This window comes from Gemmata sp., assembly GCF_051859125.1.
GTDB lineage: Bacteria > Planctomycetota > Planctomycetia > Gemmatales > Gemmataceae > Gemmata.
The window spans coordinates 1-25,019 of the sequence record NZ_JBHYGG010000014.1 but is presented as its reverse complement, the minus strand read 5'-3'; the positions used below and the strand labels follow the sequence as shown (position 1 = coordinate 25,019).

Below are 25,019 nucleotides of genomic sequence, written 5' to 3'. Positions count from 1 at the left end.
TGAGCGCCAGCGAGGGGGTGACGCTTACCCCCTCGCTGGCGCTCAGGGTTCGCCCGGGATGCTGTTCTGTCTTCCAATCTGTGTCCATCTGCGAAATCTGCGGATAAACACTCTTCCTGTTCACAACTGCGTCTCGGCCACCTCGATCGCCCGCAGCAGGCTCATCGCCTTGTTCACCGTCTCCTCGTACTCGCTCGCCGGAACACTGTCCGCGACCAGGCCCGCACCGGCCTGCACGTAGGCGGTCTGGCCGAGCAGCACCATCGTGCGGAGCGCGATGCACGTGTCCATGTTCCCGCTGAAGTCGACGTACCCGACGGCCCCGCCGTACGGCCCGCGGCGGTGCGGTTCGAGTTCGTCGATGATCTCCATCGCCCGCACCTTCGGCGCGCCGCTCAGCGTGCCGGCCGGGAGGCTCGCCCGCAGCGCGTCGAACGCCGTCAGGCCGGGTTGAAGTGTGCCCGTGACGGTACTCGACAGGTGCATGACGTGGCTGTACCGCTCGACCGTGAGCAGGTCGCCGATCTTCACGCTGCCGATCTCGGCGACGCGGCCGACGTCGTTGCGGGCGAGGTCGACGAGCATGATGTGCTCGGCCCGCTCCTTCGGGTCGGCGACCAGCTCGGCGGCGAGTTCGGCGTCGCGCTCGGGGGTCGCGCCGCGGGGGCGGGTGCCGGCGAGCGGGCGGTTCGTGATGACCCCGTTCTCGACCCGGCACATGATCTCGGGCGACGCGCCGACGAGCGTGACCCCGCCGGCCCGCAGGTAGAACATGAACGGGCTCGGGTTCACCACCCGCAGCGCCCGGTAGATGTCGAACGGGCGGGCCGTGGTCTCGGTGCGGAACCGCTGGCTCAGCACGATCTGGAACGCGTCCCCGGCGTTGATGTACTCGCGGACCTTCTCGACCGCGGCCTCGAACCCCGCCCGGGTGAAGTTGGATTGGATCCGGGCGAGCCCCGGGCGTAAGCCCGGGGAGTTCGCGGCGCTCGGGTTGATGTCGGTGAGTTGCAGACCGGCGACGCCCCGCTGGAGGCGCTCCACGAGCTGATCGGCCTGCCGGCACGCGGCGTCGTAGGCGGCCCGCAGGCCGTCTTCCCGATCCCCGATCCCCGATCCCCGGTCCCCGACCTGGGCATTGGCAATTACGAGGATCGTCTTCGCCGCGTGGTCGAAGATGACCATGCGGTCGTAGAACCCGAAGCAGAGGTCGGGCAGGTTGCGGTCGTCGGGCGGGGCGTTCGGGAGCTTCTCGACGTACCGCACGGTGTCGTACCCGGCGTACCCCACGGCCCCGCCGCAGAACCGCGGGAGCCCCGGCAGGTGCGGGGCGCGGTAGGCGGCGATCATCTCTTCGAGGACGCGGAGCGGGTCGGCGCTCTCGCCCTCGACCCACGGGCCGGAGCCGTCGCGGGTGCGGGTCTTGGTGCCGCGGGCCTCGAAGGTGCGGAACGGCCCGGCCCCGAGGAAGCTGTACCGCCCGACGCGCTCGCCGCCGACGACACTTTCAAAGAGGAACGACCAGTCGCCCTCCTCGATGACGCAGAACGCGGACACCGGGGTGAGGGTGTCGCCGGTGAGGCGGCGGTACACGGGCACAACGGTGTGCGTGCGGGCCAGCTCGCGGAACTGCTCGAACGGCGGAAAGTGCGGCATCGGTACGGGCTCGGTCGGTGTGTCGCGTGAGGAGATGGTGTATCGGCGTGCCCTCCGAACGGCTTGGGACGCCCCGGCTACGGCCACCGTGTTGCGCGGCGGGCGAGCCGTGTGTCAACACACGGGTCAACGCGAGCCCGTGTGTTGACACACACGGCTCGCCCGGCGTTTGGCTTCTGAAACCGTGATCGGCAGATCGCGGCGGTCTACGTATCTGAGTGAGCGCCCCATCAGGGTACGAGTCTTGTAAGCTCTTGTGGTGCGGGTTACCTTGGCGGGTGTTCGACGATGTTAGGTGGACCGCAAACGCAGATCTGTCCGATGACATCTGTCCGATGACAATTTCGGCCGCAGGGGCGGAGGCGCACTTGGAGGAACTTCCGCCCGCGCTACTCGTCGCGGTTGCCGATGCCGATCGGGATGACGTACGGCAATGGTGGGCGGAGCTTTCGCCGGCGGATCGGTGCCTCGTGGCCGACCTCTGCGACGAGCGGCATGAGGCGTACCTCTTCGTCCCGGTAGCCGGCGGCGACGCTCCGCCGGTTGCACTCGGCGGGCGGTTCCTGCCGCACGACGACGCCTGGCGGCTGGCAGATTGGGAGGCGGACTGGCGGGAGTACCTGGTGGACCGCCCCGGGGGCTACCACGGGAACGGCTGGCCGGAGACGGCGGCTCTGATCGCGTCCCAGTTCCGGTCCGTCTGCTACCTCGGCGACGAGCCCGGGGTGGGTTGCCGTGTGGCCGACTGGCGTTTGACGCGGTTCGAGGTCTGGGAGTGGCCCCCGTCAGCGCGACGGCAGGCCGTACCAGATAGCTCGTCGTCAGGTGACGGTTGGTGAAGCCTGACCCCGCGCTCCCGCACTTCGATGGCCGCGGCCGCGGTGGTACAATCGGGGTTGCACACCCCTTCGGAGGCCGAGCATGAGCGAGATCACCCTGGACGCCGCGACCGCTGCGACCGTGGCGAAGGCGGCCACCGCGACGCGGGTGTGCGACCCGAGCGGGCACACGCTCGGCTACCTCGTCCCCGCGGACGTGTACAAGCGGGTCGAGAAGGCGCTGTACGACGAGGCGTTCGGCGAGATGACCGACGACGAGGTGCAGGAGGTGCTCGCGGACCCGCGGCGGCACACCCCCGACGAAGTGCTCAAGCTGCTGGAGGGGAACTGATGTTCGCCGTCGTCTGGGGCGGCCGCCCGTTCGACCAGATGGCGCAGATCGTTCGCAACAACCCGGCCCGCAGAGACGAACTCGCCGAGGCACTTCAAGAGATCACCGGGCGGCTCCGGGCGCACGCCGACGCCGCCGGGGAGTCGCGGGGCGGCCGCCTCCGCGTCCTGTTCGCCGGCCCGCTCACCGTCTACTTCGTAGCCGACGCCGGAGCGATGACTGCAACGGTCGTGCGCGTCCGCGCCCGGTTCACCGCGTGATGTCCGGGCGGCTTGGGACGCCCCGGCCGCGGTGGTACAATCGCCAGTGACCCCGCACCGAGGAGCGCGCCATGTCCCCCGTCCCTCTCGACGCCGAGTTGGTGGCGAAGCTGACCACCACCGGCGGCCACGTCCCGCTCACCGACCCGGCCGGCAAGTCGGTCGGGTACTTCTTGTCGCCCGACGAGTACGAATCGCTGCGCCGGGCTGCCGGCAGCCGCGCCCCCGACGCAACACTCGACGAGTTCCGCCGGGCGCTCGCGAACCCGAAGCGGCACACCACCGACGAGGTGTTCAAGCTCCTGGAGGGGGAGTGATGTTCCTGCTCGTCTGGAGCGACGAGGCGTTCGAGGAAATGGCCCGCATCGTCCGGCTCTACCCGGCCCGGAAGCACGAGTTCGCGACCGCCCTGCGGCAGGTCACCCACCAACTCTCGACCGACCCGCTGAACCGGGGCGAGTCCCGCGAGGAGGAGATGCGGGTCATGTTCGCCGGCGACCTGTCCGTGTTCTACGCGGTGGACGAGGCGAGCCGCGTGGTCGAGATCGGCCTCGTCCGGCTCCGCACGCCGTAACGCCCGAGGCTCGGTGGTACAATCGCTGTGAGATTCCCCTTCGGAGGCCGAGCATGAGCGAGATCACCCTGGACGCCGCGACCGCCGCAAGGGTCACCAAGTCGCTCGCCGCGACCCGACTGTGCGACCCCGAGGGCCGGACCGTCGCGTACGCGATGTCGCCGCGGGACTACGAGGCGTGGACGCGGCGCGTCATCGAGGAGGCCAAGGCCGAGGTGACGAACGAGGAGTTGCTGCGCATCGCCGCGACGCCCCCAACCAAGACGATGGACGACGTGTTCAAGCTCTTGGAGGACGGCGAATGAACTTCCGCCTGATGCGGGCCGACGAGGCCTTCGACCAGATGGAGTTCATCGTCCGCAACCACCCCGAGCCGAAAGACGAACTGGCGCGGGCGCTCCAGGCGATGACGGCCGCTCTCCGCACCGACGCCGATACCGCCGGCGAGTCGCGAGGCAACGGGCTGCGGGTCGCGTTCTTCGATCCGCTTGTGGTCGACCTCAAAGTCGCGGCCGCGGACCGCGAGGCTCACATTCTGCGGGTGCGGCTCCGCGCGCCGCTGTTCTGACCGACCCCAGCGATTCGCGCAATTCTCTGACACTTCGCGTAAGATTGGGGCGACTCGCACGCTGGGACCGGTGCCCACGGAGCCCGCACATGTCCGCCGAACCGCCCGACCTGGCCCGCCACGAGCCCGCCCTCCTCGTGTGGGCCGCGTACCAACTCCCCGGGTGGGTCCGCGGCAAGCTCGACCCGGCCGACCTCGTGCAGCAGACGCTCCTCGAAGCGGTCCGCGCCCCCGACCGCCTCGCCGGGCGGCCGGACCACGAGGTGCTCGCGTACCTGCGGCGGGCGCTGGCGAACAACGTCATCGACGCGGCCCGCAAGTTCGCCCGGGACCGCGGCGACCTCGCGCCGGGCGCGCTGGCCGCGTCGTCGGTGCGGATGGCCGACTGGCTCGCCGCCGACCACACGTCCCCGAGCGAGCGGGCCGACCGCAACGACCGGTTCGTGCGGCTCGCGTCGGCCCTCGCGGAGCTGCCCGACGCGCAGCGGGTCGCCGTCGAGATGCGGCACCTGCAGGGAATGAAGGTGACCGACATCGCCCGCGAACTGGGCCGGTCCGAGGGGGCCGTGTCGCTCCTGCTGCACCGCGCCGTGACCGCGCTCCGCGGCCTCCTGGCCGACGCCTGACCACGCCCACTGATCCCCGAGGCCGCAAATGTCGCCCGACACGCCCGCGGCGTCGCACCCGTTCTCGAACCGGACCGCGGACTACGGCGTCGCCGAGGGGCTGGGCATCGTGCTCGCCGCCGAGGACGCGGGCGCCCCGAACCCGCTCGCGCAGTGGCTCGCCCGCAACCCCGAGCTGGCCTCCGACCTGGCCCGGTTCCTCGCCGGGCCGAACGTGTTCGCGCCGCCCCCGCCGCTCGCCGAGCCCCGGCCCGGGGCGGCCGTCGGCGGGCTGGAGCTGAAGGAGGAGATCGGCCGCGGCGGGATGGGCGTGGTGTACCGCGCGTTCGACCCGGTGCTCAAGCGGGACGTGGCGGTGAAGGTGCTCCGGGCCGGGGGCGAGGTGTCGGGCCGGGAGCTGGACCGGTTCCGGTTCGAGGCCGAGGCGGTCGCGTCGCTCGACCACCCGAACGTGGTCCGCATCCTGGCGACCGGCGAGGCCGGCGGGGCGCCGTACCAGGTGATGCCGCTGATGACCGGCGGGAGCCTGGCCGCGTGGCTCAAGGGGCTCGGCCCGGACCGCCGGCCCGCCCCGAAGCGCGCCGCGGCGCTGGTGCGGGACGTGGCCCTCGGGGTCCACCACGCGCACCAGCGGGCGCTGATCCACCGCGACCTGAAGCCCGGGAACGTGCTGCTCGACGCCGCCGGCCGGCCCCACGTCGCCGACTTCGGGCTGGCCCGGCGGCTCGACGCGGGCGACGCGAGCACCGCCGGGGTCGCCGGCACGGTCGCGTACATGGCGCCCGAGCAGGCCCGCAGCGCGCGGCACCTGACCACCGCCGTCGACGTCCACGCGCTGGGGGCGATCCTGTTCGAGCTGCTCACCGGGGCGCGGCCCTACGGGGACGACGCGGTCCGCGTGCTCCGCCGCCTCACCGACGACGCCGAGTCGGTGCCCCGGGCCGGCGACGCGCGGCGCGACCTGCCGGCGGACCTCGACGCGATCTGCTCGCGGTGCCTGGCCCGGCGGCCCGAGGACCGGTACCCCACGGCCCGTGCGGTCGCCGACGCGCTCGACCGGTTCCTGAACGACGAGCCGCAGACCGACGCGCCCCGGTCCGGGTGGGGCACCGGCGTGTTCCGCGCGCTGGAGTGGCGGCGCGAGACGCCGACGATGCGGAGTTGGTGGTCGCCGGTCGTCGGCGGGGCGTCGACGCTGGTCGCAATGGTGGGGTTCCAGGCCGCGGTGCTGCTCGACGCGCCGACCTGGGTGCTCGCCGCGGTCCTGGCCTACTACCTGGGCGCGTGGGCCGCGATCGTCGAGTGGATGCGGGCCAGCGCCCGCGGGGTGCTCACGTCGGTCGAGCGGACCAGCGCCGCGCTCCAGTACGGCATGATGGCCGCGTGCGCGGCGCAGATCCCGGCGTACCTGGGGCTCCCCGGCGGGGGCGCGGCCGCGATCATCCAGCCGTTCGCGGCGATCGTCGGGCTCGGCATCTTCGCGCACGGCGTCACGTACTGGGGCCGGCTCTACGTCGCCGGCCTGCTACTGATCGCGTTCGCCGCGTGCCTGCCGCTGATCCCGACGCGATTCTGGCCCGGCGCCTACGCGCTGTCGAACACGACGTTCCAGCTCTGGGTCGCGCTCCACCTGTTCCGCGTCCACCGCGCCGCCGAGGCCGCCCGCGTCGCGGGGTGACCGCCAGTCCCGTTGAGGAGAAGCTCGCGGGCCGACGACGCGCCTCTCGGTTGATGTCATCGGCGACTGGCGGGCCGCCACGGAGGGCGGCCCCTACCAGAGTGCTCGTCTTCGGTTTGTAGGGGCCGCCCTCCGTGGCGGCCCGCGTGAGGCGAACAACTCGGCACCGCAGCGCGCTCCTGCACTTCCCCTCCCTTCTCGCAACTTCCCGCGTAAGAGTTCGCCGCTTCGCCCGCTGAGTTCGTAGGTGCGACCGGGTTCCCCGGCCCCGCACCCGCGGCGCACACGTCACCTCGCCGCCCCCTTCACCCCCGCGTGATCGCCCTCGCCCCTGCCCGCGGCCCAGCGCCGCCCGGGGAGCCGCGCGCACCCACGCGACCGAGGCGCCCCAATGCCCGTCGCCCTCAAGATTCTCGCGCTCTTCGCCGCACTGTACGTCACCTTCGAGGTCCTCCGGCGGGCCGGGAAGTGGGCCGCGTGGGCGCTGTTCCTGGCGGTGCCGCTGGCGCTCACGCCGTACTGGGTGCGGGTGAACTCGTTCGACCCGTTCTGCTGGCTGAAGCTGTACACCGTGTGCTTCTGCGTGGTCTGGGGCACGGCGCTGCGGTTCACGCGGCTCGGCGACCGAGCCTGGGCGCGGCTCGGCATCCCGGTGCTGCTCGCGGGCAACATCATCGAGGCGATGGTGACCGACCTGATCGGGGGCGGGCTCGCCCACGAGCTGAATGCGGCCGCGGGGCTCCTGCTCGTCGCCACCCAGCCCTACGCCCGCCGGGCCACCCGGGTGGACACAACGGGCGAGTTTCGCGACCTGCGGTACGGGCTCACCCGCGGGTGGGTGGTCGCGTACACGGTGTGGAACTGGGCGTTCGTGTACCTGAACTACCCGGCGCTGGTCGGGCAGCACACGGCCGTCCTCGCGTGCGGGCTCGTGGTCGCCGCCTACGACCCGCGGCTCTGGGTCCAGGCCCGCGCCTTCACGCTCGGGCTCATCCTGGTGGCGACGGCGACGATCGACGCCGCGCTGCGGCCCTGGCTCGACACGTCGGCCTGGAGCGACGAGCGGGCCGGGGTAGCGGTGGCGGGGGCGGCGCTGGCGGTCGCAATCGGGAGCGCGGCCGGCGCACGCCGGGGCCGGGCGGCGTATGATTCGGGTGCCGACCGAGCCGCCCGAGGAGCCGCCCAATGCCCGACGCGACGCACGCCGACGGTCCGCACACCGACACCGCCGCGCCCGACCCGGCCGAACTCTCGCGGTCCGGCGCGACCCGGGCCGCGGTCCGCAGGGTGCTCGGCGGGCTCGAAATGAAGGAGGAGATCGGCCGCGGCGCGATGGGGGTCGTGTTCCGGGCCACGGACCCGGTCCTCCGCCGCGACGTGGCCGTGAAGATGCTCCGGTCCACCGACGAGATGTCGGACTCGGAACTCGCCCAGTTCCGGTACGAGGCCGCGCTGGTCGCGTCCCTGGACCACCCGAACATCGTCCGCGTACTCGCGTGCGATCAGACCCCCGAGGGCACCCCGTACCTGGTGATGCCGCTGCTCACCGGGGGCACCCTGGCCACGTGGCTCAAGGGGCTGCCGGACCGCAGGCTCGACCAGCGGGTGGCCGCGCAGATCCTCCGGGACACGGCCCTGGGGGTCCACCACGCGCACCAGCGGGGGCTCATCCACCGCGACCTGAAGCCGGCCAACATCCTCCTCGACACCGAGCTGCGGCCCCACGTCGCCGACTTCGGCCTGGCCCGCCCGGTCGACGTGGCCGCCACGTCCGAGGCCGGCACCCCGGCCTACATGGCCCCCGAGCAGGCCCGCGGCGAGCGGCACCTCACCACCGCCGTGGACGTGTACGCCCTGGGCGTGGTGCTGTTCCAGCTCCTGGCCGGCGAGGTGCCGTTCGGGGGCGACATCGGGAGCATCTTCCGCCGCGTCACCGACCCGGCCGCGACCGCCCCGCCGGTCCGCAAGTTCCGCCCGGACGTGGCCGCGGACCTGGAGGCGGTGGTCCAGAAGTGCCTGGACAAGGACCCGGCCCGGCGGTACTCGTCGGCCCGGGAGTTGGCCGACGACCTGACCCGGTTCCTGGTGGGCGAGCCGGTCGCGGCCCAGCTCCCGGGGCTGTGGGACTGGCTCCGGCAACTGGCCCGGATCCGGCCCGAGCCGCACACCGACTACTCGTGGCCGGTGACCGTGTGGTTCGGGGCGCTGGTGCTGGCCTCGAACGCCACCATCTTCGGGCTGGTCGAGGGCGGCGGGTCGGCCGCGTGGGTGTGGGGGGTGAACGCGGCGTCCGGGGCGGCGATGGCCGCGGTCCTGTGGTGGTACATGCTCCGCCGGTTCCGGCTGCTCCCGGCGACCGAGCGGCACTCGCTCATCGTCGCCGCCGGGAGCATCGCGGCGCACCTGATCCTGACCGCGGCGTACGTGCCCCCGCCCCTGGACCACCCGGCCCACCGGGTGCTGCACATGTACCCGGCGCTGGCCGCGGTGAGCGGGATGGGGCTGTTCATCATCGGGTCGACGAACTGGTGCCGGTTCTTCCCGTTCGGGCTGCTGGTGATGGCCCTGTGCCCGGTAACCGCGTGGTGGCCCCACGCGGCCCCGCTCACGTACGGGGTCACCGTCGCCGCCATCATGTGGTACTGGTCGTACGCCAAGGCGGTCACGTTCGCCCCGCGGGACCACCCCGCGGCCTGACCAGCTTCTGCGACCGCGCCGGACAACGGCCGAGGTGGTGCGCATGGTCGAGGGCGCGTGAGTGCCGCGCACCGCGAACGGTCGCCGCGCTGCCGCCACGCACTGGCGGTGCCCTTCGGAGCGGTGGTAGGATGTGCCGATGTGTCGGGCGAACCGCGTGGCACCCCCTCACCCGCCGCGAAGCGCGGCGACCTCTCCCCCGGACGGGGGCGAGGTGTACCCCCTGGTTCTGGTGGCACGGGCCTCTGGCCTGTGTTCGCCTGCACCGGCCAGAAGCCCGTGCCACTGGGCCGGTGAGCCCCACCTCGCCCCCGGTCCGGGGGGAGAGGTCGCGACGAGGCCCTGCGAGTCGCGGGTGAGGGGGCACCACCTGAACCTCGACCCGGGCACGCGGACCATTTCCTCCACCGGTTCAACTTTCGCGGAGGCGTGCCGATGTCCCGATTCCTCGCGGTGCTCTTCCTCGCCGGTGCCGCACTCGCGGCCACCGGGTGCAAGGTCCAGACGGACGAGGAGCGGGCCGAGGAGTACGCGAGACGGAAGGGCGCGTGGGTCTCCCGCGACGACTCGCCGCCCGACGCGCCCGTCACGTACATCTTCTCCAGGTACGGGAACCTCACCGACGCGGACATCAAGCACCTCGCCCCGCTGAAGCACCTGTCCACTCTGCGGCTGTGGCTGGTGGGCATCACGGACGCGGCGCTTCAGGACGTGGGCGTGTTCGACCAACTCACGTTCCTCGACCTGACCTTCTCCAAGGTCAACGGCTCGCGGTTCCGCGAACTCGCCCCGTTGGAGCGCCTCGACCACCTTTGCCTCGCGTCCACACAAGTCTGCGACGCCGGGTTGGAAGAGTTGCCGGCGTTCCAGCGGCTCACCGTACTCGACCTCGGCCACACCCAGGTCACCGACGCGGGGCTCAAGGAACTCGCCAAGTTCCCCGTGCTCCGAGACCTGGACCTGACGAGGACGGGCGTAACCGACGGCGGCGTGAAGGATCTCGCCGGGCTCGGGTCGCTTGAGAACCTGGACCTGACCGAGACCCCGGTGACCGACAGCGGTCTGAAGGAACTCACGGCACTGCGGAACCTCTCCCGCCTCGACGTGTCGTACACGCGGGTGACCGACGCCGGCCTGAAGGAACTCGTCGCGCTGAAGGGCCTCATCGAACTCGATGTGTCGTACACGTCGGTCACCGCCGCGGGCGTCGCTGAACTCCAGAAGGCGCTGCCGCACTGCCGGATCACATGGTGAGGCGATCGCGGCCGGCGCCGCTTTGGCGGTTGACTCGCCACGCGGCCGCCGGACAATGGCGGCGGCCCCTTCTCGCGGAGACGTGCCCATGTCTCGACTGCTCGTAGCCGGCGTTCTCGCCGGTGGTGCCCTCGTCATCGCCGGATGCGGCAAGCCCGCCCCCGCCGACCCCTCCCTGCCGGCGGCCCCCGGTGCGGTCGCCCCGCCCGGCGACCCGCAACCGGACCGGCCCCCCACCCCCGAAGACACGGCAGTTGCGCGGCTGGCAGAGTTGGACGCGGCCGTAACTCGGGACGAGACGCGGCCGGGCCGGCCCGTCACGAGCGTATTGTTCGGCTGGGACCGTCAGAAGGTGACCGATGCCCACCTGAAGGAACTCGGGCCACTGGTCAACGTGACCTCGCTCGACCTGACGTTCACGGGGGTAACGGACGCCGGCCTCAAGGAACTCGCGCCGCTGTCCAACCTGATAACCCTCAACTTGAGCCGCACGGGGGTGACGGATGCCGGCCTCAAGGAACTCGCGCCGCTCAAGAACCTCGCCACGCTCAACCTGAGTCGCACGGGGGTGACGGACGCGGGGCTCAAGGAACTCGCCGCGCTCCCGAACCTCACGGCGCTCGACGTCTCCGCCACCCGAGTGGCGGGAACGGGCCTGCGGAAACTTGCGGCCCTCAAGAGCCTCAACCTGGCGGGTTCGAAATCGACGGACGCCGGACTGAACGAGCTCGCCGCCCTCAAGGGCCTTGCCTCGCTGAACGTGTGTGCCACCCCGGTAACCAGCGCGGGGTGGAGGGAACTCGCCGCCCTGCCGAACCTGACCTCCCTCGAACTCAGCACGGCCAACATTCCGGCCAAGGAACTCAGGAACCTCGCCGTCCTGACGAACCTCACCGCGCTCGACCTCCGGGGCGGGACGGTTACGGACGAAGGGCTCAAGGAACTCGCCCCCTTGACAACGCTGACGTCTCTGCGCCTCCGGGGCACCGCGGTAACGGACGCGGGGCTCAAGGAGATCGCGGCCCTGGAAAACCTCACCGCCCTCGACTTGAGTTCCACGGTGGTGACGGAGGCGAGTCTCAAGGCACTCGCCGCCTTCCCGAAGCTGACCTCGCTCAACCTCTCATCTCCGGCCAATGCGCTCGTCGTCCGCTTCCCGATGAAGGAACTCGCCAAGCTGAGAAGTCTCGCGTCACTCGACCTGAGTGACACCTTGGTTACGGATGACGAACTGGGTGAACTCGCGACCTTACCCCGACTCACTTCACTCGACATCACTTCCCACGGCGTGACCCAGGCGGGACTGCGGTCCCTCGCCGGCCTCGGGAGCTTAACGTCGCTGGTCTGCATCCCGGTGGCGGACGAGGGGATGAAACGCATCGCGGCCTTGAAGGGCCTCACCACGCTCGACGTGACCTACGCCGGCGAGTCGGGGGCGGGGTTCAGGGAACTCGCCGCCCTGCCGAACCTGATCTCCCTCAGACTCCGCCCCCCGATAGTACCGCGTGCGGTGCCGGGGCGAGCGTTCGTGGAACTCGCCGCGCTGCACGGCCTCACCACGCTCGACTTGAACGGAAACACGGTCACGGACGCGGACCTGAAGCCCCTCGTGGCGCTGAAGAGCCTCACGAGCTTGAAACTCTACGGCACGAAGGTCACCTTCGAGGGCGTCAAGGAACTGCGGCGGGCGCTGCCGAACTGTCTGATCGTCTGGTCCCCTGCCCGCTAGAGCAGGGGACCAGACGGGTCCTGCCCGCCCCGTCACCACCGCGGCGGGAGCGGGTCGAGGCGGCCGAGCATCTCGTCCAGTTCGTTGGGCAGGCGGAACCGGAACGGCTCGGGCTTCGTCCCGTTGCCCGTGCGCACCACCAGTCCCTCGGCGGCGGCCCGCGTCAGCCACTCGTACAACGTGGTCGCCGACGGCGGGGGCTGGTCCGCGGGCCAGTCGGCCAGCAACTCCTTGTGCGTGACCGCACGCTCCCGGGTCGCCAGGAGCGCCCGCACCGCCGCCCAGTTCTCCCGGAACCGGGCCGAGCGGACGTCCGCGACCGCACGGAACTCGGGCGTCCCGGGCACCCACTCGTAGGTCAGGGACTCCGGCGTCTGGGGCCGCCGCGACAACCCCGTTAGCCGCCGCCGGGTCGCGTCCGCGGCCAGGGTGCCCGAGCGGTGCAACTCCAGGATCACGTCCACGAAGCCGAGCAGCGCGCCGCTGCCCCGGGCCGCGCTCCCCTCCTCCGCCGCTTTCTTCCGCGGGTGGTGCAGCACCAGGACCGCGACCCCTGTCTCGGCGAGGGCCCGGAGCGGGTGGAGCAGGTCCAGGAGCGTGGCCGGGTCGCTGTCACTGCGGCCCGGGAGGAACGACGCGAGCGGGTCCACCACGAACAGGTCGAGGTTTCCCGCCGCCCGGACCTCCCGGGCGCGGCCGACCAGGCCGGCCCACTGGTCGGGCGTCGGGCGGCCCGCGAACGGCCGCGACACCAGCAGGGTGTGTGGGCCGACCGGGACCGCCCGGACCCGCTCGGCCCACTGGGCCGCCGACTCCTCCGACACGACCAGAGCCGACGCCGCGGCGCACGGGCGGCCGAGGAACGTCCCGCCCCCGCCCAGTGCCCGGAGCAACCCGGCGAGGAGCGTGGTCTTTCCGGACTTCCACCGGCTGGTCAGGAGCGTGATCCCGCCGCGGGCGAGGTAGCCGTCCCAGAGCCACTCCTCGGGCGCTACCCCTTGCGGGGGATCGAGTTGGTCGAGCGGTCGCGGGTTGAAGTCGAGTGCGTTCATGGTGGGTTAAAATGTTGGAACAGTCTTTCTTCCGGTCTTGTGTGGTTGATTCCGGACTTCAGAATGGTTCCGGACGAGGGGTGTGCCTGTCGCCCGGAATCATTTTGAACGCCTGTGCACATTCTGCGCTACGTTCGTTCGGTTGACTCGGCAGAATCGTCGGGGACAATGACGGCGCTCACATCGCGCACACCGTCGCCCCTCAACCGGAGGCTCTCCCCAATGTCCGCATCCGCCACCGTGGTCACGTCGAAGCCGAAGCACACGCGGCCGAAGGTCGCCGACCAGAAGATGCTCATCGGCGGGAAGTGGGTGAACAGCGTCAGCGGCAAGACGTTCGAGACGCTCGACCCGACGAACGGCAGCGTCATCTGCAACGTGGCGGAAGGCGACAGGGCCGACGTCGACCTGGCCGTAAAGGCGGCCCGCGCCGCGCTGGAGACCGGCCCGTGGGGGCGGATGAACGCCTCCGAGCGCGGGCACCTGCTGTACAAGCTCGCCGACGCGGTCGAGGCGCACAAGGAGGAGCTGGCGGCGCTCGAGACGCTCGACAACGGCAAGCCGATCGCCGACGCGCTCGCCGCCGACGTGCCGCTCTCGGTCCAGTGCTACCGGTACTACGCGGGCTGGGCCGACAAGTACTTCGGGCAGACGCTCCCGATCAACGGGCCGTACTTCGCGTACACGCGGCACGAGCCGGTCGGCGTCGTCGGCCAGATCATCCCGTGGAACTTCCCGCTGCTCATGCAGTCGTGGAAGTGGGGGCCGGCGCTGGCGTGCGGCAACACGGTCGTGCTGAAGCCCGCGGAACAGACCCCGCTGTCGGCGCTGCGGGTCGCGCAGTTGGCGCAGGAGGTCGGGTTCCCGGACGGAGTCATCAACGTGGTCCCCGGGTTCGGCCCGACGGCCGGTGCGGCGCTGAGCGGGCACATGGACGTGGACAAGATCGCGTTCACCGGCGAGACCGGCACGGGCAAGATCGTGATGACCGCCGCGGCGCAGTCGAACCTCAAGCGGGTGTCGCTGGAACTGGGCGGGAAGTCGCCGAACATCGTCTTCGCCGACGCGGACCTCGACGCGGCGATCGAGGGCGCGTACTTCGGGCTGTTCTTCAACCAGGGGCAGTGCTGCTGCGCCGGGAGCCGGGTGTTCGTGCAGGAGTCGGTGTACGACGAGTTCGTGGCGAAGGTGGCGGCGAAGGCGAAGGGCCGCCGGGTCGGCGACCCGTTCGACCCTTCGAGCGAGCAGGGTCCCCAGGTGTCGCAGGAGCAGATGGACCGCGTGCTCGGGTACGTCGCCGCCGGGCAGCAGGACGGGGCACGCATGGTCGTGGGCGGCGGCCGTGTCGGCGACGCCGGGTACTTCGTGCAGCCGACCGTGTTCGCCGACGTCAAGGACGAGATGACGATCGCCCGCGAGGAGATCTTCGGGCCGGTGATGAGCATCCTGAAGTTCAAGGACGCCGACGAGGTGCTGGCCCGCGGGAACAAGTCGGTGTACGGGCTCGCGGCGGCGGTGTGGACCCGGGACGTGAAGAAGGCGCTGAAGCTGGCGCACGGGCTCCGGGCCGGCACGGTGTGGGTGAACTGCTACGACGTGTTCGACGCCGGCGCGCCGTTCGGCGGGTTCAAGATGTCCGGCCTCGGCCGCGAACTCGGCCAGTACGCGCTGCAACTCTACACCGAGGTGAAGACCGTCACGATGGCGACGTGACGGGCACCGCGGTACGATGGAAGCGGTAGCGGAGTTCGCCCGATGGCCCAACGGTTCGCGGTGCAGTATCTGGTGTTCTGCACGTCGGTGGAACACCCCGACGTGCGCCGCCCGCAGCGGAACAGCACACTGAGCGGCGTCGATTACGTGTTCGAGGTGCCGCCAGGGACCGAGTTCCCGTTCGAGCCCGACGAGTTCTGGCTGTACGCCCGGATTTACTGGCTCCGAGACCGCCCCGGATCGACACCACCGCTGACGATCAGTTGCGTGTGGCTCGACGCACCGGGCGGCAAGGAAGTCGAGATCTGGCAGCGGCCTGTCGGGGTGGTTCAGTTCACACGACCGGGCGACGTTCGCAGCCGAGCGTGGGTGTTCCGCAACACACCGGGCGACGCACAGTACCCGTTCCCGGGGTTGGGGCGGTACGTCTTCCGCCTGTGGCACCCGACCCGTTGGTCGGGGGAGCGGACCCGGTCACGAGAGTACATACGGATAGGAGTTTCGACATGAGTTCGCACAGACGCGGGGGGCACCTGATCCCCGGTCCCAATTACGAGGGGCTGGAAATCGTTGAAGTTGGCCCACCGACGTATCGGATCCCGATGCCCGGCATTCCGGGCATCGGGGTCCCGAAGTCGCCGGCGTCCGAGCGCCCGCGGTCGAATGTCGCGCTCGTTCCCACTCCGGACGAGGTCGCGGCGCTCCCGAAGTTGGCGCGAGAAGCGTTCGCCGCCCGGTGCGAGCAGCGCGTGCCGCCGGGGGCCGTTGACGCGACCACGCACGTCGCCGCGGCGGTCGCCCAGTACCTGTTCGCGACGGCCACCACCGACACGCCGCTGACGGCGCAGTTGCGGTGCATCCGCCGCGACCTCACCCGGCTCCGCACACTGGCCCGCAAGGGGAACTGGGCCGACGACACGCCCGTACCGCCGGACGCGCTCGGCCCGCTCTGGCCCGACGGCGTCGCACCGCACTGGGCCGCCGAAGCCCCACGGTAGGAAGGAGTGCCCCGGTCACATTCTCAATGCGGTGCCGCGAGATGCGTGCGTTCGTGGTGCGGGTCGCTGAAGTCCGTTCGTTCGAGGACTTCATCACCGCCTTCAACGAGGGGTTCTGCCGACACGTCGGCGGCCACTGGACCGGCAACCTCAATGCGTTCAACGATAATCTCTCGTGGCCGGCGGAGGAACGCTATCGGTTGATCCTCCAGGGCTGGCAGGAATGCGCGTCTGCTCTCGTGCGGGTGCCGTATCAGCCCCGCGAATCCCTCCGCGACGTGCTCATGGAGATACTCCAGGCCAACGATCACGTCGAACTCGTTACCGTCCACCCGGAAACCGGATGAGGTGTCGGTAGGGATCGAACAATCAACGTGAATCACGGCGTCGGCCCGTCCCACTTCACGCGGAACTCGACGCCCTTCTCGTCCTTCTCGCGGGGCAGCACGAGCAGGTAGCCGACGCGGCGGCGGGCGTCCCAGCGGAACACCCAGTTCTTGCCCGGGAGCTTCGACGAAAGGTGCGGCTCCTGACCCGCCGGGCCGTCGAGCGGCACCTCGACGAACGCGAGCGGGGCCAGCCAGCGGTCCTCGATGTCGGTCGTGATGAGCCCCGCGAGCCGGCCGCCCGGCCACATCTCGGCCTTGAACGGCGGCACGTCGGTGGACGGGTACTTCTTCTCGGGCAGCGCCAGCGCGATCGTGTTCTTCACCACGGTACACTTCAGCGCCGGCATCGCGTCGGCCGGCGGGGCGGGCTTCGGCATCCGCGCCGTCGGGTCGCCCCAGATGGTGAACGTCCACGCGGCCCGCTGGTTCGCCCCGCCGAGCTTGGCCGCGTCGCCGAGCCGCTTGGCCTTCAGCTCCGCGTACAGCACCAGGAAGTTCTTCGCGTGCCGCATCGACGCGCCGGTGGTGCGGCCGTCGTAGGCGAGCGAGTCGAAGAACCCGAGCGTCAGCGCGCCGCCGGAGCCGGAGTACGTGCGGTTCGGGGTGCCCACCACCGCCGCCGCCCCGCGGTCGAACAGCAGCGCCGCCTCGTCGGCGTTCAGCGCCAGGCAGCTCTGGAGGAAGATCACCGACGGCCGCAGCGGCTCGGTCCACTTCGGGAACTCGAAGGTGTCGATGAGCGTGCGGTAGTGGCCCTCCCACAGGAAGGCGTCCTGCTCGGGCAGCAGGTCGCGGAGCTCCTTGGCGGTCAGGTTCGTCTTGCCGTAGCGGCCCTCGACCTTCCACCCGGCGTTCGCCAGTTCGCGGCCGGTGTTGCGCGAGAACGTCTCCAGGAGCGGCAGCCCGTCGCCGGGGTTGCTGGCGATCAGGATCTTCGGCGGGCCGGGGGCGCGTTCGAGCAGGCGCTGCCGCGCGAACATGAGCGGAACGAGAGCACGGTCGACGTGGAACACGCGGCCGGTGGTGAGCGAGATCAGCCCGTCGCCGTCGGGGATCCACTGGTCCACCTCGATCTGCTCGTCCTTGCCCTTCGCCGGGTTCTCGCGCTTCACGGGCGGCACGGCGGTCTGGTCCGCGACGACGATCATCGCGTCGGCGCGAGACAGATCCCTGTCCTTGAGTGCGCCGGCGACCACGGCCCCCGCGTCCTTGCCGTCGGCCGCGGTGAGCAAGAGCGGGGCACGCTTCTTCACGGCCGCCCACGGCGCGAGACTGTGGAGCTTCTGTTGATCGGCCGGGTTGGTGAGAACGAGCAGATCGATCTTTCCGGTCCGCACGAGTTCCCTGCGGTGCGCCTGCGACGCGGCGGCCGCGTCGGCGAGTTCCTCGACCGTCACGCCCCCGAGCGCCTTGCACGGCGAGACGGCGGCCCCAACGGCAACCAGCGACTTCACCCCCCGCGGCGCGAGCAGTTCCTTCAGCCCCCTGAGCGGGTCGTCGCCCTCGCGGAGCACGAACAGGGGAACTTTCAGTGCGCCGGCCAGCGACGCGGCGTGGAGTAACTCGGCGGTCGGCGCCCGCGGCGCGACCACGGCGCGCTCGGCCTTCGGGAACAGCGACCACGCGAACGCAACCGGGTCGGCCTCGGTCGGCTTGAGCACGGGGTCGGCGACGCCCCAGCGCTTCGCGGCGTCGTGGCCCTTCGGGAACGCGCCGACGGGGATGACGGCCGCGGGCTTGAGGCGGTCGAGGAACGGCTTGACGATCGCCCCGGCCCGCGGCGTGTCGAGGAGGAAGTCGGCGTCGGGCTGGGCCGCGGCGACCGCGACGCCGAGCGCGATCAGATCGGGTTCGGGCATCTCGCCCGCCAGAACAACGGTCCCGCCGCGCGGCGGAACCGGTGGCTGCGGGGCGGGCGGCTGGGCCGGCGTGCGGGTCACTGTCGCCCCGATGGCGAGCAGCAGGAGCAGACAGGCAACGACGCGCATCGCGGTCCCCTCTCAGATGGCCGGTGTCTGTGGCCCTCTCCCCTTGCGGGAGAGGGTGGCCGCGCTTCGCGGCCGGGTGAGGGGTGAAGCCTCCGCGCCTCGGACGGTCTCACCCCTCACCCGCCGCTCGAAGACTCGCGGCACCCTCTCCCGCAAGGGGAGAGGGCAAAACCATGCCGCCGGCTCCGCTTCACCGGACCTCGCGTCATGTGCCCGAAGCCACCGCTTCCGTCTTCATCGCGTTCACCCGCTCGAGTTCCGGGCACAGCCCGCGGGCGTTGGAGATCTGGATGGCGAGCCCCGGGCGGGCGTTCGCTTCGAGCAGGAGCGGGCCGCGGGCCTGGTCGAGTACGATGTCGGCCCCGATGTAGCCCATGCCGACGGCCCGGCTCACGCGGCGCGACATCTCCAGGATGTCCGACCAATACGGCACCCGGAAGCCGATCACGCTCTCGCCGGTGTCCGGGTGGACCTCGGCCCGGCGGTCGCGGAGCACCGCGTGGTGCGTCACCCCGGACCCGATGTCCACGCCCGCGCCGATCGCCCCCTGGTGCAGGTTCGCCCGCCCGCCCGACGCCTTCGTCGGGAGCCGCAGCATCGCCATCACCGGCTCGTTGCGGTACACGATCACGCGGATGTCGGCGGTCCCCTGGTAGCTGATCCGCGACAGCGCCGGGTCCGGCACCACCCGCTGCTGCACGAGCGCCTCGTCCTCGGTGCCGCCGAGCGAGAACAGGCCCGAGAGGATGCCCGAGACGTGCTGCCGCAACTCCTCCGGGGCGAGGAGCGAGCCGTTGTGGCGGACGTAATTCGGGCCGTCGCGGCCGGTGATCACCAGGATCCCGCGGCCGCCGGCGCCGCGGTCCGGCTTCAGCACGAAGTCCGGGTGCCGCTCCAGGATCGCGGGGAGCCGGTGCAGGGCCGAGTGCGACAGCAGCGCGGCGTACAGGCTCGGGGTCGGCACGCCGATCTCGCGGCACAGCTCGTGCATCTTCCGCTTGCTATCGACGTAGGGGAACCGGCCCCGGGGGTTGTGGTCGAGGATGCACCCGGTGTTCCGGGCGTTCATCCCGAGCACCCCCGCGGCCCGCAGCGCCCGGACTCGCGACCGCCAGAACATGCGAGGTCCTCCGCTCAGTTCGACCCTGCCGGGGTAAGCACCAGTACCGGCCTCACCCCTTCGGTTCCGGGGCCGCGCCCGCCCCGACCGGCTTCCCGTTCGCCTCCGGCCCCTTCGCCTCGACCTTCGCGGCCGGCGGCGCTTCGTCCTGGAACTCGATCACGTCCCGGAACCGGTACAGTTCGGTGAGCCGGTACCCGGTGTACCGGCCGAGCAGGAGCAGCACGGCGAGCACGGCGCCGAGCGTCTCGGGGAACCGGAACACCCACCGGCCCACGGCGTCGGGGCTCAGGCACAGCGCCACCACGACCGCCACCATCACCGTCCCGAGGAGCGTGCGGAACGACGACCGCAGCCCGTCCTCGGCTTCGAGCGTCCAGAACCGCTCGACCATGTGCGTCAGGATGATGATCGGGAACAGCGCGAGGTAGCCCGTGAGGGCGACGCCGGCCCGCGCGGTCGCCCCGAGCACCAGGAGCAGGAACAGCACGATGAGCGTGAGCATCACGGCGGTCCGCGGAATCAGCAGCAGGTGGTACCGGTCGAGGAGCTTGCGGAACAGCCACCCGACGAGGACCGTGGCGGTGAAGATGCCGAGCCCCCACGGGAGGTTCCGCAGGTCGCGGAAGATGAGGCCCAGGAGCGCCGGGGTGAACACGCCGTAGGTCCGGGTGCCGATCAGCACGCGGAACACGCTGACGATGACCGTGGCCAGCGGGAGCAGCACGAGGAACTTCGCCAGGTGCTGCTCGGCCGGCGGCAGGCTGTTGAGCGACAAGGCCCGCCAGAACGCCTTCACCCGCGACTCGTCTTGGGGGGTGGTCGGCAGTTGCCGCGCGAACAGGGTGACCCGGGGCGGGGCGAGGGCGCTGGCGACGAGGCCGTCGCTGAGCCGCATCACGAGGTAGTTGGGGGGCCACTTCGCCGCCCCGAACTGGCCGAACGTCGGGCACGCCGGCACCCACTGCTCGCTCGCGCGGTCGCCGGGCTTCACCCACGCCTCGACCCACCGGTGCAGCACGGGCGGGGCGTTCGGGTTCAGCACGATGCCGACCACGACGCGGGCCGGGATTTCGCGGTTCCGGCACAGCGCCACGAGCAGCCGGCTCTTGCCGACATCGTCGCCCCCGTTGTCGCGGAGGCAGTCGAGGGCCGTCATCCCCGGCGTGTTCAGGTAGGGGAGGGCGGTGATGTACTCGTGGAACGCCCGGTACTGCTCGGCGGGGTCGGTGCCCGCGCCGCCCAGTTCGAGGGCTAGCGCCTCGATCTCGGGGCGGCGGCTCTGGATGCGGGGGGTGGGCCGGCGGGTCTTGCTCGGCCGGTCGGGCGGGTCGGCCTTCGGCGGGGCCGCGTCGAGCTGCTTGGTCCGCTGGGTCATGGGGTCGGTCGGGTGGTGCGCCCCGAGAACGACCTGGAACGTGTAGCTGAGCCGGTACCCCTTCTCGGGGTGCGCCCCGGGCCGGGCCTTCCAGGCGCTCTGCTCCTGCGGGCTCCGCGCCCCGGCGCGGCCCGCGGGCCGGGTCAGTTCGTCGCTCTTCCACGAGATGTCGGTGACGTGCTGGCGGCGGAAGTCCGGCGGCGAGTTCAGGATCAGCCGGGGCGTCTTCTTCGCGCCCTTCTCGGGCGGCAACTCGCCCCGCACCGAGATGGACACTTCCCACACCGACGCGCCGACCGGCCCGGCGTCCACGCCGCCGGTCTCCCGGCGCGTGACGAACACCGCAACCGACGCGACCATCAGCCCGAGCGCGGTCAGAGCCGTGAGGCGGGTACGCGACATCAACTCTCCGTCCTGGCAGCGTCGAATGTCACCGGCGGCGGCAAGGGCGAATCGAGAAATTCGCACGTAGCCTATTTACGAATCCGTTCAAGGGATGATACCATCTAGACTCCTGCCGGGACACCCGCCGTCGCCCGAGAATCCTCACTCTCCCCCCCCCTCCCGCCATGCGAATCCCCCTGGTAGCGAGTTGCCTCGCCGTCGCGCTGCTCGCGGCCCCCGCGGCCGCCGCCGACTCGACGCTGCCCACGTGGGCCACGAACCGCGACGAGCGGCTCCCCCAGGACCGCGCCCTGCACCTCGACTGGCTCGGCGTCGACGACTGGCAGGAGGCCGGGTTCAGCGGCAAGGGGGTGAAGATCCTGGTCCTCGACACCGGGTTCCGCGGGTACCGCGACTACCTCGGCAAGTCGCTCCCGGCGAACGTCGTCGCCCGGTCCGCCCGCAAGGACGGCAACCTGGAGCACAAGGACAGCCAGCACGGCGTCCTCGTCGCCGAGGTCGTCCACGCCATCGCCCCGGACGCCGAGATCCTCCTTTCGAACTGGGACACCGACAGCCCCGAGACGTTCCTCGACGCCGTGCGGTGGGCGAAGGACCAGGGCGCGAGGGTCATCACCTGCTCCGTCGTGATGCCGAGCTGGAGCGACGGCGAGGGCAACGGCCCGACGCACCGCAAGCTCTCGCAGCTCCTCGGCGACGGCACGAAGCCCGGCGACCCGCTGTTCTTCTCGTGCGCCGGCAACACCGCCCAGCGGCACTGGTCGGGCGTGTTCAGCCCCGCCGCCGACGGCTACCACCGGTGGACCAAGGACGTGACCGTGAACAACGTGTCCCCGTGGTACGACGGCCGCGTGTCGCTGGAAGTGTGCTGGTCCGACCCCGGTGCCCGGTACGAGATCGAGGTCATCGACCCGGCGACCGGCAAGCAGCCCGAGGGCGTGACGTACCGCCAGCAGACCGACCCGCCCGCGTCGGTGGCGCGGTTCGTGCCGAAGTCCGGCTCGGGGATCAGCTACGCCCTGCGGGTGAAGCAACTGAGCGGCAAGCCGGGCAAGTTCCACCTGAACTCGCTCGCGGCGTACCTCAGCGAAGTGAAGCTGGCCGGGAGCATCCCGTTCCCCGGCGACGGCCCCGAGGTGGTGACCGTCGGTGCGGTGGACGCGAGCTTCAAGCGGGCCTCGTTCAGCGCGTGCGGGCCGAACTCGGCCCAACCGAAGCCGGACGTGGTGGCCCCGATCCCGTTCGGGTCGTTCATGCGGTCGCGGCCGTTCAGCGGCACCTCGTGCGCCACCCCGCAGGCCGCCGCCGCCGCCGTCCTGTGCCTCTCGCGGAACTCCGACTGGACCGCGGCGCAGGCCCGCAAGTACATCACCGGCTGGGCACGCGATCTCGGGCCGAGCGGCCACGACTGCGAGACCGGCCACGGGCTCGTGTGGCTCCCGCACCTGGCCCCGGCACCGCGGGCGAAGTGAGCGGCTCAAAATACGAGGCACGAAATCCGAACACGGCTCTTTAGCCCTGTTCGGATTTCGTGCCTCGTGCTTCGTATTTATCAGGCGCGTCACCCCAGCAGCGCCTGAACCGGGCTCCCGGTGCTCAGGCGGAACGTGCGGCCGACTGGCCCGCGGAGCGTGCGCTCCCAGTTGATGCCGAGCGCCTTCAGCACCGTCGCATGCAGGTCCGCCACCGGCACCGGGTCCTTCGGCTTCTTCCTGCCCTCGGGGTCGCTCTCGCCGACCACGATTCCCCCGCGGACCCCGCCGCCGGCGATCGCCACCGCGAAGTTGTGCGGCCAGTGGTCGCGGCCGCCGACCGGGTTCACGACCGGCGTGCGGCCGAACTCGCCGACGCACAGCACCACCGTGTCCTTCAGCGTGTCACGCTTCTTGAGATCGCGAACGAGTGCCGCGAACGCCGGGTCGAGCACCGCGACGTTCTTCGCGCACAACTCGTGGTTCTTCGCGTGCGTGTCCCACCCGTCGAGCGTGACCTCGACGCACCGCACGCCGACGTCGAGCAGCCGCCGTGCGGCGAGGCACCCGCGGCCGAACGGCGTGTCGCCGTACTCCTTGCGGACCGCGGCCGGTTCCTTCGACACGTCGAACGCCTTGAGCTGGTCGGAACTCATCATGCGCCGGGCGCGCTCCATCGTGTCGCGGTGGCCGGTGTTGCCGACGCGCCCGCCGCGGCCCTGCGCGAACGCGCCTTCGACCACGTCGAGATCCTTGAGCCGGTCGGCGAACCGCTCGGCGGGCACGTTCGCCTTCACGTCGGGCACCGGGTCGGCCGGGTCGTACATCTTGAAGGCGTCGTACTCCGCACCTAGCACGCCGCCGCGGGCCGGCCACGGACCGGGGAGGATGCTGACGTGCCGCGGGATCTCGGTGTTCCCGGCGGGGAGGTCGTGGCACGCGATCGCCCCGAGCGACGGGAAGTTGACGGTCGGGTCGGGGCGGTTGCCAGTCTTAAGCGTGTAGGTGCCGCGCTCGTGGTCGCCCTCGAGGCTGGTGACCGACCGCACGAGGGCGACGTGTTCCATCTGGTCTCTGAGCTGCTCGAACCCGGCCGCGAGCTGGACGCCCTTCACGGACGTATCGAGAGCGAGCGACCCGCCGGCGATGTTGGTGCCGGGCTTCGGGTCGAACGTCTCGAGCTGGCTCGGCCCGCCGGCCATCCACAGGATGATGACGGACTTCGCCGGGGCCTTCTCGACCTCGGCCGACCGCGCCAGTGCGGTGCCGAGCCAGCCGAGGCCGCCCGCCGCGAGGAACGTGCGCCGCGTTGCGTGGGTGTTGCAGTCGAACTGGTGCATGGTGAAGCTCGGGGGCGTTCGCGCCGCCATCGTGAGGCGACGCGGAGGGAACTACCCTGCCCCGCACCGCCGGGTTTCGGTTCGTGTGCGTACAGCGCCGGCGGTGCTTTCGGTTTGTAGCCCCGGAGGGGCGACCGATGGTAGCCAGGGGTGGAGCGAGTCCGCGATCGCAACCCCTGGTCCTGGAGCGTCCGCCTCGGGACCAGGGGTTTGCCCGAAGCGGGCCGCACCCCTGGCTACATTCGGTCGCCGCATCAGCGGCTCAGGAGGGCGGTTACTCCTTGCCCAGCACCAGATCGACGACCCAGCAGCCGCGGACGTGCGGCCCCGGCCCGCGGCAGTGGTCGAGCACGTCGGCGCTGCCGCAACCGGCGTCCTGGAGTGCGTCGGCGAGGATCGGCATCGCGCCGAAGTCTCGCGATTCGTACATCCCCTGCGCCAGCGCGACCGCCGTTGACGTGCGCCACTTGGGGGCGAATGCGACGGGGCGGAGGGGGTTCCCGAAGATATCGCGGATGAGTTCGGCGTGGCTCGACCGTTCCCGCAGTTGGGGCTCGGTTAGTGCCACACCTTGAATCCATGCACCTCCAAATCGGCACACGTTCTCGGCCACGATCTCGGCAAATTTATAGGCTCTGCCAAAACCCCGAAAACGCCTTGAAAATCAGGGGGTGGCAGGAGGTTTTGGCAGAGCCTCTAAGCTCGACTGGTGCCGATTCTCAGCGGCCGTCCGTGGGTTAGCATGAGGGTTGCTGACGACCCCATGGCTCTCGCCCACGGACGGCCGCCATGATTCTACCACCCGAGGCCCACCCGCTGGTTCAGGTTCTGGCGCTGCACTTCACCAGCCCCACCTACCAACGTGCCTCCGCACTGCTGGCCGGGGCCATCCTCACGACCGGGCGACGAACCGCCGCCAACCTGCTGCGCACGCTCCGCCACCTGGCACCCG

General features: G+C 71.0%; 24 protein-coding genes. 17 read left to right on the top strand and 7 right to left on the bottom strand.

Annotation, left to right across the window (positions count from 1 at the left end):
• Window positions 1–120: 120 nt before the first annotated feature.
• Entirely contained in the window at window positions 121–1,656 is a 1,536-nt protein-coding gene (trpE, locus tag ACTIGN_RS02725) for an anthranilate synthase component I (protein ID WP_439621074.1), read from the bottom strand.
• Window positions 1,657–2,577: 921 nt separating this feature from the next.
• On the opposite strand from trpE, the gene ACTIGN_RS02720 reads away from it, so the two are divergent.
• From ACTIGN_RS02720 to ACTIGN_RS02665, 12 genes are all read left to right on the top strand, one after another.
• Complete coding sequence (locus ACTIGN_RS02720; RefSeq protein WP_439621072.1) at window positions 2,578–2,826, top strand: hypothetical protein; 249 nt, start codon at window positions 2,578–2,580, stop codon at window positions 2,824–2,826.
• Complete coding sequence (locus tag ACTIGN_RS02715; RefSeq protein WP_439621071.1) at window positions 2,826–3,086, top strand: hypothetical protein; 261 nt, start codon at window positions 2,826–2,828, stop codon at window positions 3,084–3,086. The genes ACTIGN_RS02720 and ACTIGN_RS02715 overlap by 1 nt, the downstream gene beginning before the upstream one ends.
• Before the next feature lie 71 nt (window positions 3,087–3,157).
• A complete protein-coding gene (locus ACTIGN_RS02710) occupies window positions 3,158–3,403 on the top strand; it encodes a hypothetical protein (protein WP_439621069.1) in 246 nt (81 codons plus the stop codon).
• Window positions 3,403–3,660, top strand: a complete 258-nt coding sequence (locus tag ACTIGN_RS02705; RefSeq protein ID WP_439621067.1) for a type II toxin-antitoxin system RelE/ParE family toxin — start codon at window positions 3,403–3,405, stop codon at window positions 3,658–3,660. The genes ACTIGN_RS02710 and ACTIGN_RS02705 overlap by 1 nt, the downstream gene beginning before the upstream one ends.
• Window positions 3,661–3,713: 53 nt before the next feature.
• Window positions 3,714–3,965 carry a hypothetical protein gene (locus tag ACTIGN_RS02700; RefSeq protein WP_439621066.1) on the top strand — a complete coding sequence of 84 codons (252 nt, stop codon included), beginning with the start codon at window positions 3,714–3,716 and terminating at the stop codon, window positions 3,963–3,965.
• Window positions 3,962–4,228: a hypothetical protein gene (locus tag ACTIGN_RS02695; RefSeq protein WP_439621065.1), complete on the top strand. Its 267-nt coding sequence runs from the start codon at window positions 3,962–3,964 to the stop codon at window positions 4,226–4,228. Before ACTIGN_RS02700 ends, ACTIGN_RS02695 begins: the two co-directional genes overlap by 4 nt.
• A gap of 89 nt (window positions 4,229–4,317) precedes the next feature.
• Window positions 4,318–4,854, top strand: coding sequence for a sigma-70 family RNA polymerase sigma factor (locus tag ACTIGN_RS02690; RefSeq protein ID WP_439621064.1), 537 nt, complete (start codon window positions 4,318–4,320; stop codon window positions 4,852–4,854).
• Window positions 4,855–4,882: 28 nt separating this feature from the next.
• Window positions 4,883–6,532 (top strand): serine/threonine-protein kinase, encoded by a 1,650-nt coding sequence (locus tag ACTIGN_RS02685; protein ID WP_439621062.1) that lies wholly within the window; start codon window positions 4,883–4,885, stop codon window positions 6,530–6,532.
• Window positions 6,533–6,923: 391 nt separating this feature from the next.
• Window positions 6,924–7,841: a DUF5692 family protein gene (locus tag ACTIGN_RS02680; protein ID WP_439621060.1), complete on the top strand. Its 918-nt coding sequence runs from the start codon at window positions 6,924–6,926 to the stop codon at window positions 7,839–7,841.
• Window positions 7,838–9,229, top strand: coding sequence for a serine/threonine-protein kinase (locus ACTIGN_RS02675; protein WP_439621076.1), 1,392 nt, complete (start codon window positions 7,838–7,840; stop codon window positions 9,227–9,229). The genes ACTIGN_RS02680 and ACTIGN_RS02675 overlap by 4 nt, the downstream gene beginning before the upstream one ends.
• A 435-nt stretch (window positions 9,230–9,664) precedes the next feature.
• Window positions 9,665–10,483 carry a leucine-rich repeat domain-containing protein gene (locus tag ACTIGN_RS02670; protein ID WP_439621059.1) on the top strand — a complete coding sequence of 273 codons (819 nt, stop codon included), beginning with the start codon at window positions 9,665–9,667 and terminating at the stop codon, window positions 10,481–10,483.
• Window positions 10,484–10,571: 88 nt separating this feature from the next.
• On the top strand, window positions 10,572–12,212 hold the full coding sequence (locus tag ACTIGN_RS02665; protein ID WP_439621057.1) for a leucine-rich repeat domain-containing protein: 1,641 nt from the start codon (window positions 10,572–10,574) through the stop codon (window positions 12,210–12,212).
• Window positions 12,213–12,244: 32 nt separating this feature from the next.
• Here ACTIGN_RS02665 and ACTIGN_RS02660 read toward each other — a convergent pair whose 3' ends face one another.
• The gene (locus ACTIGN_RS02660) at window positions 12,245–13,264 is read right to left on the bottom strand and encodes an AAA family ATPase (RefSeq protein ID WP_439621056.1); all 1,020 of its coding nucleotides are present in this window, start codon (window positions 13,262–13,264) and stop codon (window positions 12,245–12,247) included.
• Between the two features lie 222 nt (window positions 13,265–13,486).
• Here ACTIGN_RS02660 and ACTIGN_RS02655 point away from each other — a divergent pair, with 222 nt between their 5' ends.
• From ACTIGN_RS02655 to ACTIGN_RS02640, 4 genes are read left to right on the top strand one after another with little or no spacing between them, the layout of a single operon-like run.
• Complete coding sequence (locus ACTIGN_RS02655; protein ID WP_439621054.1) at window positions 13,487–14,977, top strand: aldehyde dehydrogenase family protein; 1,491 nt, start codon at window positions 13,487–13,489, stop codon at window positions 14,975–14,977.
• A gap of 42 nt (window positions 14,978–15,019) precedes the next feature.
• Entirely contained in the window at window positions 15,020–15,487 is a 468-nt protein-coding gene (locus ACTIGN_RS02650; RefSeq protein WP_439621052.1) for a hypothetical protein, read from the top strand.
• Window positions 15,484–15,975 carry a hypothetical protein gene (locus tag ACTIGN_RS02645; protein WP_439621050.1) on the top strand — a complete coding sequence of 164 codons (492 nt, stop codon included), beginning with the start codon at window positions 15,484–15,486 and terminating at the stop codon, window positions 15,973–15,975. Before ACTIGN_RS02650 ends, ACTIGN_RS02645 begins: the two co-directional genes overlap by 4 nt.
• Before the next feature lie 41 nt (window positions 15,976–16,016).
• Window positions 16,017–16,322, top strand: a complete 306-nt coding sequence (locus tag ACTIGN_RS02640; RefSeq protein ID WP_439621048.1) for a hypothetical protein — start codon at window positions 16,017–16,019, stop codon at window positions 16,320–16,322.
• A 32-nt stretch (window positions 16,323–16,354) separates the two neighbouring features.
• Here ACTIGN_RS02640 and ACTIGN_RS02635 read toward each other — a convergent pair whose 3' ends face one another.
• The 3 genes from ACTIGN_RS02635 to ACTIGN_RS02625 form a co-directional block, all read right to left on the bottom strand.
• On the bottom strand, window positions 16,355–18,352 hold the full coding sequence (locus ACTIGN_RS02635; RefSeq protein ID WP_439621047.1) for a hypothetical protein: 1,998 nt from the start codon (window positions 18,350–18,352) through the stop codon (window positions 16,355–16,357).
• Between the two features lie 205 nt (window positions 18,353–18,557).
• Entirely contained in the window at window positions 18,558–19,472 is a 915-nt protein-coding gene (locus ACTIGN_RS02630; RefSeq protein WP_439621045.1) for an alpha-L-glutamate ligase-like protein, read from the bottom strand.
• Window positions 19,473–19,524: 52 nt separating this feature from the next.
• Window positions 19,525–21,252 carry a 7TM domain-containing protein gene (locus tag ACTIGN_RS02625; protein ID WP_439621044.1) on the bottom strand — a complete coding sequence of 576 codons (1,728 nt, stop codon included), beginning with the start codon at window positions 21,250–21,252 and terminating at the stop codon, window positions 19,525–19,527.
• A gap of 167 nt (window positions 21,253–21,419) precedes the next feature.
• Here ACTIGN_RS02625 and ACTIGN_RS02620 point away from each other — a divergent pair, with 167 nt between their 5' ends.
• Window positions 21,420–22,727 (top strand): S8 family serine peptidase, encoded by a 1,308-nt coding sequence (locus ACTIGN_RS02620; protein WP_439621042.1) that lies wholly within the window; start codon window positions 21,420–21,422, stop codon window positions 22,725–22,727.
• A gap of 89 nt (window positions 22,728–22,816) precedes the next feature.
• Here ACTIGN_RS02620 and ACTIGN_RS02615 read toward each other — a convergent pair whose 3' ends face one another.
• Window positions 22,817–24,067 carry a DUF1501 domain-containing protein gene (locus ACTIGN_RS02615; RefSeq protein ID WP_439621040.1) on the bottom strand — a complete coding sequence of 417 codons (1,251 nt, stop codon included), beginning with the start codon at window positions 24,065–24,067 and terminating at the stop codon, window positions 22,817–22,819.
• Between the two features lie 274 nt (window positions 24,068–24,341).
• Window positions 24,342–24,635 (bottom strand): hypothetical protein, encoded by a 294-nt coding sequence (locus ACTIGN_RS02610; protein ID WP_439621038.1) that lies wholly within the window; start codon window positions 24,633–24,635, stop codon window positions 24,342–24,344.
• Window positions 24,636–25,019: the final 384 nt, after the last annotated feature.